This window comes from Actinospica acidithermotolerans (assembly GCF_018139625.1).
Classification (GTDB): domain Bacteria; phylum Actinomycetota; class Actinomycetes; order Streptomycetales; family Catenulisporaceae; genus Actinospica; species Actinospica acidithermotolerans.
Map to the genome: position 1 here is coordinate 20653 of NZ_JAGSOH010000029.1, position 12501 is coordinate 33153.

Here is a 12501-nt window from a genome sequence, read left to right on the forward strand (position 1 = left end):
CCGCGCGAGCGCCGTACCGGATCAAGGAGTACGCGCATGGCTCGCGCGAGCGCCGTACCGGATCAAGCTTGTCGGTGCCGGATGCGAGAATCGTCGCCATGGACGTGATGCCGCAGGCGGCGGTCACCCGGTACGGCTCGTACGCCGAACTGCCCGGGGCGATGCTCGAGGACACGATGCTGCTGATCGAGACCGACCCCGGCGTGCTGCACGGCGCGTGGACCGCCTCGGACGGGTACGCGTTCGCCTCGGTCGACGGCTACGGCGGCGATCCGTGCTGGCTCAACGTCGTCGGGCCGCCGGAGACCTCCGCGGCGCTGATCGAGGCGGCGCTCGGCGAGCTGGGCGGGCGGTGCTGCGGGATGACCGTGCCGCGCGGGCTGGACGTCGCGCCGTGGCTGCGCTTCGGAAGCGGAGGCGGGGACGGAACCGGCGCCGGGGCCGGAACCGGAGGCGGGGACGGAACCGGAAACGGAAGCGGAGCCGGAACCGGAAGCGGGGACGGAACCGGAAACGGCGACGGCGACGGCGACGGCGACGGCGACGAGGCAGCGGCCGAAGCCGCAGCGGGGACGGGAGCCGAGGTCGGGGCGGTCGCCGCGGACGGCCTGCTCGAGCCCAGCCAGTGGGACGCGATGCGCTGCGACGCGCCGCCGCCGGTGCAGCCGGGTGAGGAGCGGGTGCGGCCCATCGAGGATCTCGCGGCGCTCCAGGAGTTCCTGGACCGGGTCAATCCGCACCATTCGGTGCGCGCGGACCATCCCGAGGTGGAGCGCTGGCTCGGAGCGCGCGACGCCGTGTCCGGCGAGCTGCTGGCGGTCGGCGCGTTCACCCGGCGCCGACGGGGTACGGCGTATCTGGCCTCGATCGCGACGGCCGAGGCCGCCCGCGGCCAGGGGCTCGGCGCGGCGGTGACGGCGGCTCTGACGCGGCACGCGTTCACGTCCGGTGACACCGTGTGCACGCTCGCGCACTACCATCCGAACGAGCCGGCGCGCCGGATCTACCTGCGGCTGGGCTATCGGACGACGCATCAGTCGCAATCGGTCCAGTTCGGGCGCCGTCGCGAGGCGGGGTGCCCCTGAGCCCTGGGCCCGGGCGAGTGATGTGGGACACAATAAGATCCATGACGAGAGCCTGGAAGATCGAGCCGACCGGTCCGCTGCGCGGGGACGTCACGGTCCGCGGGTCGAAGAACGCCGTCACCAAGCACATGGTCGCCGCGCTGCTCGGCGAGGGTCCGAGCAGGATCGCGAACGCGCCGCGGGTCGGCGACGTGGAGATCACCGGATCGATGCTGCGATCGGTCGGCGCGAGCGTGGAGCGCGAGGGTGACACGCTGGTCATCGAGCGCGGCGCCGAACTCTCCGCCGCGGTGCCCACCACGTTCACCGGGCGCAACCGGATCCCGGTGCTGCTGCTCGGCCCGCTGCTCAACCTCACCGGCGAGGCGTTCGTGCCGCTGGTCGGCGGGGACGCGATCGGCCCGCGCCCGCTGGACTTCCACATCGACGCGCTGACCAAGATGGGCGCGAACATCGTCGTCGACGAGACGGGCATCCACGCGACCGCGCGGCGGCTGCAGGGCACGAAGGTGCAGCTGCCGTATCCGAGCGTCGGCGCGACCGAGTCGGTCATGCTGAGCGCGGTGCTCGCCGAGGGCCGGACCGTGATCCAGAACGCGGCCGTGGAGCCGGAGATCATGGAGCTCGCGCTGTTCCTGCAGCGGATGGGAGCCGGCATCCAGCTCCAGCCGGACCGCAGGATCCTGATCGAGGGCGTCGAGAAGCTGCACGGCGCCGCGACGACGCTGGCGGGCGACCGGCTCGAGGCCTTCAGCTACCTCGTCGCGGGCCTGCTGACCGGCGGGCAGGTGCGCGTCCACGGCTGCGCGCAGGAGCGCCTCGTGACCGCGATCGAGACGCTGCGGAAGATGGGCACGCACTTCGAGATCAGCGACCAGTACATCACCGCCTCGGCGCCGAACGGCCTGCGCTCGGCGGCCGTGCACACCGACACCCACCCCGGGTTCGCCACCGACTGGCAGCAGCCGCTGCTCGTGCTGATGAGCCAGGCGCGGGGCCTGTCCGTGCTGCACGAGACGGTGTTCGAGAACCGGTTCGTGTACGTCAAGGCGCTGCAGCAGCTGGGCTGCGAGATCGAGCTGTTCCCGATGTGCCTGGGCGGCAACGCCTGCCGCTTCCACGACACCAACCACCTGCACTCGGCGGTCGTGCACGGCCCCTCGAAGCTGGTGGGCGCGGAGGTGCACGTCCCGGACGTGCGCACCGGCTACTCCTCGGTCATCGCCGCGTCCATCGCCGACGGCCCCTCGGTGCTGCTGGACGTCGAATCCCTCGAACGCGGCTACGACGAGCCGCTGAATCGGCTACAGTCGCTCGGCATGGCGATCACCGTCATCGGGTCCTGATCGCCAGACTGTAGAGATAAACCACCTTGGGGGAGAGAGACGTGTCCGTGTTCCAGGACGCAGCCGCGGCCCAGTTCGGGCCGGCGCCGGTCGGCAAGCAGATGAAGAAGCGCAACGTGGTCGCCGTGTGGATCGGGCTTCCGCTGATCACGCTGGGCATTTACCACCTCGTCTGGTACTACACGATCCAGGCCGAGATGAAGGAGTTCGACCCGCGCGAGGAGAAGATCAACCCGGTCGGCTCGCTGCTGACCGTGATGTTCGGCTGGATCCTGTGCTACGTCCCGCCGCTCGTGTCGTACTACAACACCGGCAAGCGGATCGCGAACGCGCAGCGCGCGGCCGGCCTGGCGCAGACCTGCAGCCCGGTCGTGGGGCTGCTGCTGATGTTCGTGTTCGGCCTGGGCACGCTGTACTACCAGGGCGAGCTGAACAAGGTCGTCGAGCACTACGGCGACGCCCCGGCCGGTTCGCCGGTCCAGCTCGCCGCGTAGCCGGCCCGTCAGCGGGTGGCCGGCGCGTCGGCGCGTAGCCGGCGCGTCAGCCGCCGTGCGCCAGCCGGCGCAGGGTCTCCTCGGGCTCGCGGCAGAGCCCGAGGTGCACCGGCGGTGGCCGGCGCGTCGGCGCGTAGCCGGCGCGTCAGCCGCCGTGCGCCAGCCGGCGCAGGGTCTCCTCGGGCTCGCGGCAGAGCCCGAGGTGCACCGGCCCCGGCTGCAGCACGGCCGAGCGGGGGGCCGTCAGCCAGCGGAAGCGCTGCCCGAGCGAGATCTCCCCGGCCGGACCGGCGGGCGCCCCGCCGCGGCAGATCTTCGCGATCGCGCCGAGCGCGGCGGCCAGGCCGTCGATGTCGGCGTCCGGATCGAGGGCGCGCACGCGGTCGGGGTCGAGCCACGTCGCGCAGGCCAGGAAGTCGCGGGCCTGGCAGTACACGAGCACGCCGACGTTCACCGCCTCGCCGAGCTCCACCCGCGGAACCGCGCGCAGGTACGCGTACTCCACCGCGTTCGAGGCGGCGTCCTTCGCGGCTGCGGTGTCCGCGGTGTGCGCGGAGTCCGCGGAGGTGGCGGCAGCGTGCTGAGCGGCAGTCATCATCGTCACCGGGCCGCCTTCGCGTCCACCGGCGCAAGCCACTCGGAGCGCGGCTCGCGGAGCCGGACCGCGAACCAGTCCACGAAGGCCTTGCGCACGGCGTCCGGCGAGTCGAAGCCCGGCTCGTCCGCCAGCCACTCGTCCGGAACCAGCGCCGCCGCGGCGGCGACCGCGTCCGGGGTCACCAGGGGCGCCAACGCCGCGTCCGCCGCCCGCAGATCCGGCTCGAACCGGGCCAGCACGTGCTCCCCGGGCGCCATCCGGGACGGCCGGCGCGCGGAGCGCTCGATCGCCGCCGCGTCCTGCGGCCAGGAGTGCTGGAAGATCAACGACGCGCCGTGGTCGATGAGGTAGAGCCTGCCGTGCCAGCGCATCAGGTTCGGGTTGCGCCACGAGCGGTCCACGTTGCCGACCAGGAGGTCGAACCAGACGACGCGTCCGGCGAACCCGGCGTCCACCTCGAACGCGAGCGGGTCGAAGTTGAGCGAGCCCGGCAGGTAGTCCATGCCGAGGTTGAGCCCGACGCTGTTGAGGAGAAGCTCCTGAATCTCCTGGTCCGGCTCGCCCTTGCCGATGGCCGCGTCCAGCTGCACCGTCACCAGCTCCGGCACCGGGAGCCCGAGCGCGCGGCCCAGCTCCCCCGCCACGACCTCCGCGATCAGCGCCTTGCGGCCCTGCCCCGCGCCGCGGAACTTCACGACGTACATCCCGAGGTCGTCCGCCTCCACGATCGCGGGAAGCGAGCCGCCCTCCTTCAACGGCGTGACGTATCTGGTCGCGGTGACATGTCTGAGCACGGGGACAAGCCTAACCGCAGATTCCTGTCGGACCCCTCCGGTAGAACCGGGGTCATGAAGGCTCTTCTCACCTCGGCCGGGATCAAGAACCGCAGCATCCACGATGAGCTGGTGGAGCTGCTGGGCAAACCGATCGCCGAGTCCAGCGCCCTGTTCATTCCGACCGCGATCCACCCCTTCCCCGGCGGGCCGGGCATGGCCTGGCGGGCGGTCACCGGCGCGTCGGCGTCACCGCTGGTCCAGCTGGGGTGGAGGTCGCTGGGCCTGTTGGAGCTGACGGCCCTGCCGCACATCGAGCAGGCCGCGTGGCTGCCGTCGGTCCAGGAGGCCGATGCGCTGCTGGTGTGGGGCGGCGATCCGATCTTCCTCGCCGAGTGGCTGCGGCGCTCCGGGCTGGCGGAGGCACTGCCGACGCTGCGCCCCGAGTCGGTCTACGTCGGGGTGAGTGCCGGGAGCATCGCCGCCACCACCACGTTCGCGGAGACATATCCCGAGCCGCCGCGCGGGAACGACGGCCCGCTGGAGTCGGAGCAGGTCGTCTTCGCGACGCCCCAGGGCGATGTCGAAAGGCTCCTGGTCGCGGGGCGGGGCGCGGGCCTCGTCGACTTCGCGGTGATCCCGCATCTGGAGAACCCCGACCACCCCGACGCCTCGCTGCCTAACGCGGAGAAGTGGGCGGCTCGCATCCCCGTCCCCACATACGCGATCGACGATCAGAGCGCGGTCTCGGTGGTCGACGGGGTCGCCCGCGTCGTCTCGGAAGGGCAGTGGAAGCTCTTCAGGCCGTGATCGGCGGGAGCATGCCGACGCCGGATGGTGACGCGGGCCGGGTCCCTTGGCACAGGGGCCCGGCCCGCGTGACCGGCGGCTCGCCGGAGTGCGCAACCGCCGCGCGGCGCGTGCTTAACGCGGCGCGTAGTCGTCGATGACCGGCAGAGCCTTGTCGCTGTAGTCGAACATGGCCTGGTTCTCCCACCCGTCGCCGGAGCTCGGGTCGGTCGGATCCCAGCCGTTGCCCTGCACGACGGTCCAGGTCGGCTCCCAGTAGAAGGCGCCGAGACCGAGGCCGTTCGGGACGGCCTGGACGATGCTGAGGGTGTCGCGGAACATCGCGGCCTGGCCGGCCGGCGTGGCGGCGTAGCCGGTCTCCAGCTCGCTCGCGGTGCTGAAGCTGAGCGAGGCGGTGGGGTCGCCGCTGTCGAGGGTGAACGGGTACGCGGTCTCGGCGAGGATGATCGGCTTGCCGTAGCGCTCGGCGGTCTGGTCGAGCGTGGACTGCAGCTCGTCCAGGTATCCGTGCCAGTAGGAGTAGTACGACAGCGCGATCACGTCGAACGGGATGCCCTGCGCGACCGCGTTGTCGAAGAACCACTCGACGCCGCCCCAGCTGGCCGCGTTCGCGATGTGCAGCGCGATCTTCGCGTGCGGATCCGCCGACTTCACGCCGGCGATCGCCGACTTGAGCAGCGCGCCGAACGTGGTCCAGGCGGTGCTGGAGCCGTAGTCGAGGCCGGTCGGCCACAGGAAGCCGCCGTTGACCTCGTTGCCGGTCTGCACCATGTCGGGCGGGGTGCCCTGGCGCACGAGGTCGCCGACCACCTTCGCCGAGTAGCCGTAGATGTCGGTCTCGAGCTGGCTCAGGCTGTCGTTCGCCCACGCCGCGGGGGTCGCCTGGTGGCCGGGGTCGGTCCAGGTGTCGGAGTAGTGGAAGTCGAGGAACAGCTTCATGTGGTGCGCCTTGGCCTCGCGGGCGCCCTCAAGCAGCTGCTGCTCGTCGTTCATGCCGTCTTCCGGGTTCACCCACACGCGCAGCCGGACGTAGTTCATGCCCGCGCTGCCGAGGATGTCGAGTGCGTTCTCCTGCTGCCCGTCGGCGTTGTAGTAGGTGCCGCCGAGCTGCTCGGAGCGCACCAGCGTGGAGACGTCGCCGCCGCGGATCGGCAGCGAGGCGTAGCCCGGGGTCAGGGTGACCAGGCCGTAGTTGGTCCAGTCGCCCGCCGCGCTGTTCGAGACCAGGTGGATGGTGGCCTCGTGGTTCGTCACGTGCACCGAGGTGACGATGTGGATCCAGCTGCCGTCCGAGATCACCGGGACGGCGGTCCGGTTGCTCTGCCGACCGGACTGGAGCTCGATGTAGTCCGCGGTGTCGCCGCCGCCCGACTTCACCCAGGCGCCGAGCGTGTAGGCGCCGTCGTCCAGGCCGGTCACGCGCTGCCAGGTGTCCACGTCGTACGCGGACGAGGACCAGTGCGTGAGCTGGTACGCGTCGCCGTCGTAGCCGTACCCGGTCGCCTCCGTGAACGAGGCGCCCGCGGTTCCGGTCGTGCTCCAGCCGGCGGGGGTCGCGGTGCCGGTGCCGTCGACGTCGAAGCCCGGGTTGACGACCTGGCCGTCGCCGGCTTCGGCGCCGCCGCGGCCGCCGTTCGCATCCGCGTGGGCCACTGCGGGGAACGCGGTCAACGCGAGGGCGGCGACGCCCGCGCACAGTCCGCGCGTCCATATCCGTGGCTGTGCCTTCGCATGCTGCATCGCTGCATCACTCCCAAGATCGGGGCCCGCCGCTCACCCTTCGTTGGGATCGTTCACAGGCCCGGCCGTAAGAAATACCACTGCAGCTGCAATTCGTCGAGATGTGCCAAGGGGTTTTGAAGGACACAATTCCGTGAACGCTCCCAGCCTGCGGCGACCGTCCGGCGCCGCGCCGGACTAGGCTGCGGGACATGGCGGCTGCGGAGGACTTCGAGGAGCACCGGCGCTATCTCGGCGCGGTGGCCTACCGGATGCTCGGCTCGATCGCCGACGCCGAGGACGTCGTCCAGGAGGCCTGGCTGCGCTGGCGGGACGTGGACCACGCGGGCGTCGAGAATCCGCGCGCCTACCTCACGACCGTCGTCACGCGGCTGTGCTGCAACGAGCTCGATTCGGCGCGTACGCGGCGCGAGTCCTACTACGGCGAGTGGCTGCCGGAGCCGCTGCTCGACGAGGCGCCGGGCCCGCAGGATCGGGCCGAGGTCGGCGAGCAGATCTCGTACGCGGTCACGGCGCTGCTGGAGCGGCTGAGTCCGGCCGAGCGCGCCGCCTTCGTGCTGCACGACGTGTTCGGCGTGGACTTCGCGCTGATCGCCTCGGCGCTCGACCGCTCGGAGCAGGCCGTCCGCCAGCTCGCCTCGCGGGCCCGCCGGCAGATCAAGGACGACGGACCGCGACGGACCGCCGACCGGGCCGTGCAGCGGCGGGCCGTCGAGGCGTTCGCCGGAGCCGTGACGCAGGGCGACATCATGGCTCTGATGCGGGTCCTTGACCCGGACACCGTCTGGCACTCGGACGGCGGCGGCATCGTGCGGGCCGGGGTGCGCCCGATCCTGGGCGCGGACAAGGTGGCTCGGCTCGTCCTCGGACTGGTCAGGAACTTCGTGGAGCCGGGCACGACGATGGGATTCGTCGAGCTCGACGGCGAGACGGGGATCGTCGTGCACGGCCCGGACGGCGCGCCGATCGCCGTGTTCGGCTTCTGCGTCGATGACAGCGGCCTGATCTGCGAGTCCCATGCCGTGGTGACCCCGGAGAAGCTGACGCGGGTGCCGTCCGCGGCGGTCTGAGCGCAGCCGGCCAGGGTGCAGTCGGTGTGAGCGCAGTGGGTGTGAGCGCGGTCACTGTCACATTCACGGGCCCGGCCCGGTCCCCCTCTCGTAGACACGCTCACGAGAGGACGAACAGAACATGGACAGGCACATCGTGGTCATCGGTGCCGGCTACGCGGGCCTCGCCGCGGCGACCCGCGCGGGCCGCAAGCAGCGGGTGACGCTGATCGCTCCCGAGGACCGCTTCCTCAACCGCGTCCGCCAGCACGAGGTGGCGGCCGGCCACGCCGAGCACCGGCCAACGATCGCGCACGTGCTGCGGGGCCGGAACGTCACGCACGTCCAGGCGCGGGCCACCGAGCTGGACCTGGCCGGGCGCAAGGTGTTCACCGACGGCGGCCGCACGCCGATCAGCTACGACACACTCGTCTACGCGCTCGGCAGCCGCACCGCGTTCCACTCCGTGCCCGGAGCCCGCGAGCACTCCTACCCGATGGAGCGGGCCGAGGAGCTGCGCGACCGGCTGCGGCGCCAGGACGACGCGGCGGTGGTCGTGGTCGGCGGCGGCGCGACCGGGATCGAGCTGGCCACCGAGCTCGCCGAGGCGTACCCGGAGCGGCGGGTGGCGATCGTGGACGCGGGCGAGGTCGGCGGCCGGTACTCGGCGAAGGGCCGCGCTCTCGTGCACGAGACGCTGGGGAGGCTCGGTGTCGAGGTGCACGAGCACACCGAGGTCACGGCCGTGGACGACGAGGGCCTGACGACCGCGAGCGGCCGCATCGAGGCGGGGATCGTGGCGTGGACCGCGTCGCTCGAGGTCGGGCCGCTCGCGGCGCAGAGCGGGCTCGCGGTCAACGAGCAGGGCGAGGCGCTCGTGGACGAGTACCTGCGCTCGGTCTCGCACCCCGACGTGTACGTCGTGGGCGACGCGGCGGCCGTGACGCTGCCGGGGATCGGCCGGCTGCGCAAGGCGTGCGCGACGGCCCAGCCGATGGGCTGGTACGTCGGACGGGCGCTCGCGCGCGGCGGCGCGTCGAAGCCCTACACGTACCGCTACGTGGTCCAGTGCATGAGCCTCGGCCGGAACTCCGGGATGGTGCAGGTGGTCGGCAAGGACGACGCGATGACCGGCCGCGTGTTCGGCGGCCGGACCGGCAGGCTGATCAAGGCCGCGATCGTGCGGTACGTCGTGCTGGGGCTGCGATAGCGCCGTGCGCCGGGGCCGAGGCAGGTCTCAGCGCTCGTTCAGGCGGTCGGGGCTAGAGTTCGGTTATGAGCAGCGAAGGGTCCAGATCCGGGCGGTCCGGCCACCTCGTCCGCGGCGGCCTCGTCGGCCTGGTCGCGGGCGGTGCCGGCCTCGCGGTGGGCGAACTTGTGGCGGTGGTCACGGGCGAGGCGTCCTCGCCCGCGGTGGCGGTCGGCCAGTGGGCCATCGGCCACACGCCGACCTGGCTCGAGCAGTTCGCGATCCGCAACTTCGGCACCGGCGACAAGCGGATGCTGCTGATCGGCGTGTACGCGGTGCTGGCGCTGGCCTCGGCGGGCGCCGGAGTCCTGGCGCGCACCCGCCTGACGGCGGCGAGCTGGGTCGCCGCGTGCTTCGGGCTCGTCGGCATGCTCGCCGCGGCGACCCGGCCGAACGCCGGTCTCAGCTATCTGCTTCCCTCGCTGCTGGCCGGGGTCACGGCGGTGCTCGTGCTGCGCTGGCTGACGATCCTGGCCGCGGCGGACTCGGACGAGCGGGCCGGCCGCGAGGAGCGGCGCCGCTTCCTGCTGGGGATCCTCGGCACCGCGGCGGGCGCGCTGGTCGGCGGGTTCGGCGCGAAGGCCTGGATCGACAGCCGGTACGACGCCGAGGCCGCGCGGTCCACGGTCGTGCTGCCGAAGCCGGAGACCGCCCTCGCCGAACCGCCCGCCTCGGTGCATCCGAACGTCTCCGGGCTCGGGCCGTTCTTCACGCCGAACTCGCAGTTCTACCGCGTGGACACGGCGCTCTCGATCCCGCAGGTGAATCCGGACACCTGGAAGCTGCGGATCCACGGCATGGTGAGCCGGCCGTTCGAGATCACCTTCGATGAGCTGCTCAAGTACGCGTTCGAAGAGCACGACATGACACTCACCTGCGTGTCCAACCCGGTAGGCGGCTCGTACTGCGGCAACGCGCGCTGGCTCGGCACGCCGCTGGCGCCGCTGCTGCGCCGGGCCGGAGTGCAGTCGGGCGCGGACATGATCCTCTCGACGTCGACCGACGGCATGACGATCGGCTCGCCGGTCGAGGCGACGCTGGACGGCCGCCAGGCGATGCTCGCGGTGGCGATGAACGGCGAGGTGCTGCCGGTCGAGCACGGCTTCCCGTGCAGGATGCTGATTCCGGGCCTGTACGGGTACGTGTCGGCGACGAAGTGGGTGACGGACCTCAACATCACCACGTTCGCCTCGTCGTCCGCGTACTGGACGCAGAACGGCTGGTCTCCGCAGGGCCCGGTGAAGACGGCGTCGCGGATCGACGTGCCGAGCGACAACGGCACGGTCTCGGCGGGTACCGTCACGCTCGCGGGTACGGCGTGGGCCACGCACCGCGGCATCGCGGCGGTCGAGGTGCAGATCGACAAGGGCGCCTGGCAGGAGGCGTCGCTCGCGGCCTCCGACACGCCGGACACCTGGCGCCAGTGGGTGTATCAGTGGCCGAACGCCGCGCGCGGCTCGCACACGGTCGCCGTGCGCGCGACCGACGGCACCGGGACCACGCAGACCTCCGTGGTCGCCGACCCGGTTCCGGACGGCGCGACGGGTTACCACACGATCACGGTCCAGGTGGCGTAGTTCCGGCGTCAACGGCGTTCGGGCACGATGCTCTTCGCGTGCTGCACGATGGCGTCCAAGTGGCGTAGTACCGGCGTCAACGGCGTTCGGGCACGATGCTCTTCGCGTGCTGCACGATGGCGTCCAGGTGGCCGGCGTGCGCCCCGCGCCAGTAGGCCTGACCGCACTCGGAGCACTCGGCGAAGGTCTCGTACGTGCGCTGGGTGCCGGAGGGCAGCCGGTCGCCCATCTCCTCCTTGGAGATCTCGCGCAGCTCGCCGTTGCAGGAGGTGCAGCGCGTCCACGGCGCGAGCGGCGGCGCGAAGCGGGTGAGCACCTCATCGAGCTGCTGAGCCGGGCGGTTGCTGTAGATGTAGGCGCCCGCGAACAGCTCGCGGCGGTGCAGCAGGCCGCGGTCGCGCGAGAGCATGATGCGCTCCTCGGCCGCCGATTTCGCGGCGAGGGCCGCGTCACCGACGTCAGGGTTCTCATATGCCGTGTCCAGGCCGAGCAGCCGCATCCGCCGAGCGAGCGTGCCGAGGTGGATGTCGAGCAGGAAGCGCAGCGGCGCACCCGCGCCCGGTGCCGGCTGCGGCAGGCCGACGGCCTCGACCTCGAGGTACTCCCCCGCCGCCGGAACGTGCCCGGCGCTCACCGCGGCGCCGTCCACCCGCAGCGCGCCGACCTCGGTCAACGGCACGCCGAGCGACTCGACGACGTGGCCCAGCGTCGAAACGCCGTCGCAGCGAACCGTCGCCCCGGCCGTGCGCTGCGCGGGACCGACGAACAGGTGCAGGCGCGGGTCGAAGGCGACCTGGATCTCCACGGGCTCCATCCGACCAGCATGCCAGCGGCGCGCAGCCGCACGCCAACGGCTTTATCGCGCGTGAGATGATCGGGCCCATGCTGCTGCCCCGCCTGATCGCCACGGACCTCGACGGCACGCTGCTCGACCACCGGAAGGAGCTCACGCCGCGCACGGTCGCGGCGGTGCGCGCGGTGATGGCCGCGGGGATCGGGTTCGTGCTGGTCACGGCGCGCCCGCCGCGGACCGTCGGGCACCTCGCCGAGCAGCTGGGCGGCCGGATCGCGGCGCTGTGCGGAAACGGCACGATACTCGCCGAGTTCGACACCTCCGCGGCCGCCTCCGATCAGGCGGCGTCGGCCGGCACCCTGACCTTCATCCGCTCCTTCGCCGCGTCCGACGCCGTGGCGATCGTGGAGCAGCTCAAGCCGGTGTTCCCGGAGGCCGGGTTCGCCATCGAGACCGGGCTCGACGTGTACTTCGAGACCGGGTTCGGCCTCGGCTCGGTCACCGACGAACGCAGGGTCCTGACGGACAGCCTGGCCGCGATAGCCCCGCAGATGCGCAGCATCATCAAGATCCTGGCCAGATCCGGGCAGCGCACCGCCGACGACATGGTCGCCCTCGCCGCCGAGAAGCTCACCGTCCAGGCCGAGGTCAGCCACTCGGGCGGGGCCGGCCTGCTGGAGATCGCCCCGCTCGGCGCCTCGAAGGCGAGCGCGCTGGCCTGGCTGTGCGAGAGGCGCGGCATCGACGCCGCCGACGTCGCCGCGTTCGGCGACATGCCCAACGACCTCCCGATGCTGCGCTGGGCCGGCCGCGGCTACGCCGTGGCCAACGCGCACGACGAGGTCCTGGCCGCCGCCGACCACGTGGTCGGCCACCACGCCGAGGACGGCGTCGCCCTCGCGCTCGAGATGCTGCTCGACGGGGTATCGAAGACCTCTGCTTAAACCCGCGGCTCCGTCAAGCGGCGCGGACGGAGATTTTGCGATG

Annotated in this window: 12 protein-coding genes; 8 read left to right on the forward strand and 4 right to left on the reverse strand. The window is 72.0% G+C overall.

What is annotated here, in order from left to right; all coding sequences use genetic code 11:
* Positions 1 to 98: 98 nt before the first annotated feature.
* The 3 genes from KDK95_RS12600 to KDK95_RS12610 are packed head-to-tail and all read left to right on the forward strand — an operon-like array spanning position 99 to position 2925.
* Positions 99 to 1085 carry a GNAT family N-acetyltransferase gene (locus KDK95_RS12600; protein ID WP_212518300.1) on the forward strand — a complete coding sequence of 329 codons (987 nt, stop codon included), beginning with the start codon at positions 99 to 101 and terminating at the stop codon, positions 1083 to 1085.
* Between the two features lie 41 nt (positions 1086 to 1126).
* The gene (murA, locus tag KDK95_RS12605; RefSeq protein ID WP_212518301.1) at positions 1127 to 2431 is read left to right on the forward strand and encodes a UDP-N-acetylglucosamine 1-carboxyvinyltransferase; all 1305 of its coding nucleotides are present in this window, start codon (positions 1127 to 1129) and stop codon (positions 2429 to 2431) included.
* Between the two features lie 41 nt (positions 2432 to 2472).
* Positions 2473 to 2925 (forward strand): DUF4234 domain-containing protein, encoded by a 453-nt coding sequence (locus KDK95_RS12610; RefSeq protein ID WP_212518302.1) that lies wholly within the window; start codon positions 2473 to 2475, stop codon positions 2923 to 2925.
* Between the two features lie 145 nt (positions 2926 to 3070).
* Here KDK95_RS12610 and KDK95_RS12615 read toward each other — a convergent pair whose 3' ends face one another.
* Both KDK95_RS12615 and KDK95_RS12620 read right to left on the reverse strand, forming a co-directional pair.
* A complete protein-coding gene (locus tag KDK95_RS12615) occupies positions 3071 to 3523 on the reverse strand; it encodes a DUF3037 domain-containing protein (RefSeq protein ID WP_249161067.1) in 453 nt (150 codons plus the stop codon).
* A gap of 2 nt (positions 3524 to 3525) precedes the next feature.
* Positions 3526 to 4317, reverse strand: a complete 792-nt coding sequence (locus tag KDK95_RS12620) for a HipA family kinase (protein WP_212518303.1) — start codon at positions 4315 to 4317, stop codon at positions 3526 to 3528.
* A gap of 54 nt (positions 4318 to 4371) precedes the next feature.
* Between KDK95_RS12620 and KDK95_RS12625 the strand changes: the two genes are divergently transcribed.
* The gene (locus tag KDK95_RS12625; protein WP_212518304.1) at positions 4372 to 5106 is read left to right on the forward strand and encodes a Type 1 glutamine amidotransferase-like domain-containing protein; all 735 of its coding nucleotides are present in this window, start codon (positions 4372 to 4374) and stop codon (positions 5104 to 5106) included.
* A gap of 114 nt (positions 5107 to 5220) precedes the next feature.
* Here KDK95_RS12625 and KDK95_RS12630 read toward each other — a convergent pair whose 3' ends face one another.
* The gene (locus tag KDK95_RS12630) at positions 5221 to 6846 is read right to left on the reverse strand and encodes a glycoside hydrolase family 53 protein (protein WP_212518305.1); all 1626 of its coding nucleotides are present in this window, start codon (positions 6844 to 6846) and stop codon (positions 5221 to 5223) included.
* A 191-nt stretch (positions 6847 to 7037) separates the two neighbouring features.
* On the opposite strand from KDK95_RS12630, the gene sigJ reads away from it, so the two are divergent.
* The 3 genes from sigJ to KDK95_RS12645 all read left to right on the forward strand — a co-directional run bounded on the left by sigJ (position 7038) and on the right by KDK95_RS12645 (position 10721).
* Positions 7038 to 7916 (forward strand): RNA polymerase sigma factor SigJ, encoded by an 879-nt coding sequence (sigJ, locus tag KDK95_RS12635; protein ID WP_212518306.1) that lies wholly within the window; start codon positions 7038 to 7040, stop codon positions 7914 to 7916.
* A gap of 121 nt (positions 7917 to 8037) precedes the next feature.
* On the forward strand, positions 8038 to 9105 hold the full coding sequence (locus KDK95_RS12640; RefSeq protein WP_212518307.1) for an NAD(P)/FAD-dependent oxidoreductase: 1068 nt from the start codon (positions 8038 to 8040) through the stop codon (positions 9103 to 9105).
* Between the two features lie 65 nt (positions 9106 to 9170).
* Positions 9171 to 10721: a molybdopterin-dependent oxidoreductase gene (locus KDK95_RS12645; protein ID WP_212518308.1), complete on the forward strand. Its 1551-nt coding sequence runs from the start codon at positions 9171 to 9173 to the stop codon at positions 10719 to 10721.
* A 76-nt stretch (positions 10722 to 10797) separates the two neighbouring features.
* Here KDK95_RS12645 and KDK95_RS12650 read toward each other — a convergent pair whose 3' ends face one another.
* On the reverse strand, positions 10798 to 11535 hold the full coding sequence (locus KDK95_RS12650; protein ID WP_212518309.1) for a Mut7-C RNAse domain-containing protein: 738 nt from the start codon (positions 11533 to 11535) through the stop codon (positions 10798 to 10800).
* Between the two features lie 68 nt (positions 11536 to 11603).
* Between KDK95_RS12650 and KDK95_RS12655 the strand changes: the two genes are divergently transcribed.
* Positions 11604 to 12458 carry an HAD family hydrolase gene (locus tag KDK95_RS12655; protein WP_212518310.1) on the forward strand — a complete coding sequence of 285 codons (855 nt, stop codon included), beginning with the start codon at positions 11604 to 11606 and terminating at the stop codon, positions 12456 to 12458.
* The last annotated feature ends 43 nt before the right edge of the window (positions 12459 to 12501 follow it).

What these genes read in the sequence shown, in the direction of transcription:
- KDK95_RS12650 (WP_212518309.1), bottom strand. Translation starts at nt 11,535, where the DNA reads ATGGAGCCCGTGGAGATCCAGGTCGCCTTCGACCCGCGCCTGCACCTG.
- KDK95_RS12640 (WP_212518307.1), top strand. Translation starts at nt 8,038, where the DNA reads ATGGACAGGCACATCGTGGTCATCGGTGCCGGCTACGCGGGCCTCGCC.
- murA (WP_212518301.1), top strand. Translation starts at nt 1,127, where the DNA reads ATGACGAGAGCCTGGAAGATCGAGCCGACCGGTCCGCTGCGCGGGGAC.
- KDK95_RS12630 (WP_212518305.1), bottom strand. Translation starts at nt 6,846, where the DNA reads ATGCAGCATGCGAAGGCACAGCCACGGATATGGACGCGCGGACTGTGC.
- KDK95_RS12600 (WP_212518300.1), top strand. Translation starts at nt 99, where the DNA reads ATGGACGTGATGCCGCAGGCGGCGGTCACCCGGTACGGCTCGTACGCC.
- KDK95_RS12625 (WP_212518304.1), top strand. Translation starts at nt 4,372, where the DNA reads ATGAAGGCTCTTCTCACCTCGGCCGGGATCAAGAACCGCAGCATCCAC.
- KDK95_RS12655 (WP_212518310.1), top strand. Translation starts at nt 11,604, where the DNA reads ATGCTGCTGCCCCGCCTGATCGCCACGGACCTCGACGGCACGCTGCTC.
- KDK95_RS12645 (WP_212518308.1), top strand. Translation starts at nt 9,171, where the DNA reads ATGAGCAGCGAAGGGTCCAGATCCGGGCGGTCCGGCCACCTCGTCCGC.
- sigJ (WP_212518306.1), top strand. Translation starts at nt 7,038, where the DNA reads ATGGCGGCTGCGGAGGACTTCGAGGAGCACCGGCGCTATCTCGGCGCG.
- KDK95_RS12615 (WP_249161067.1), bottom strand. Translation starts at nt 3,523, where the DNA reads ATGATGACTGCCGCTCAGCACGCTGCCGCCACCTCCGCGGACTCCGCG.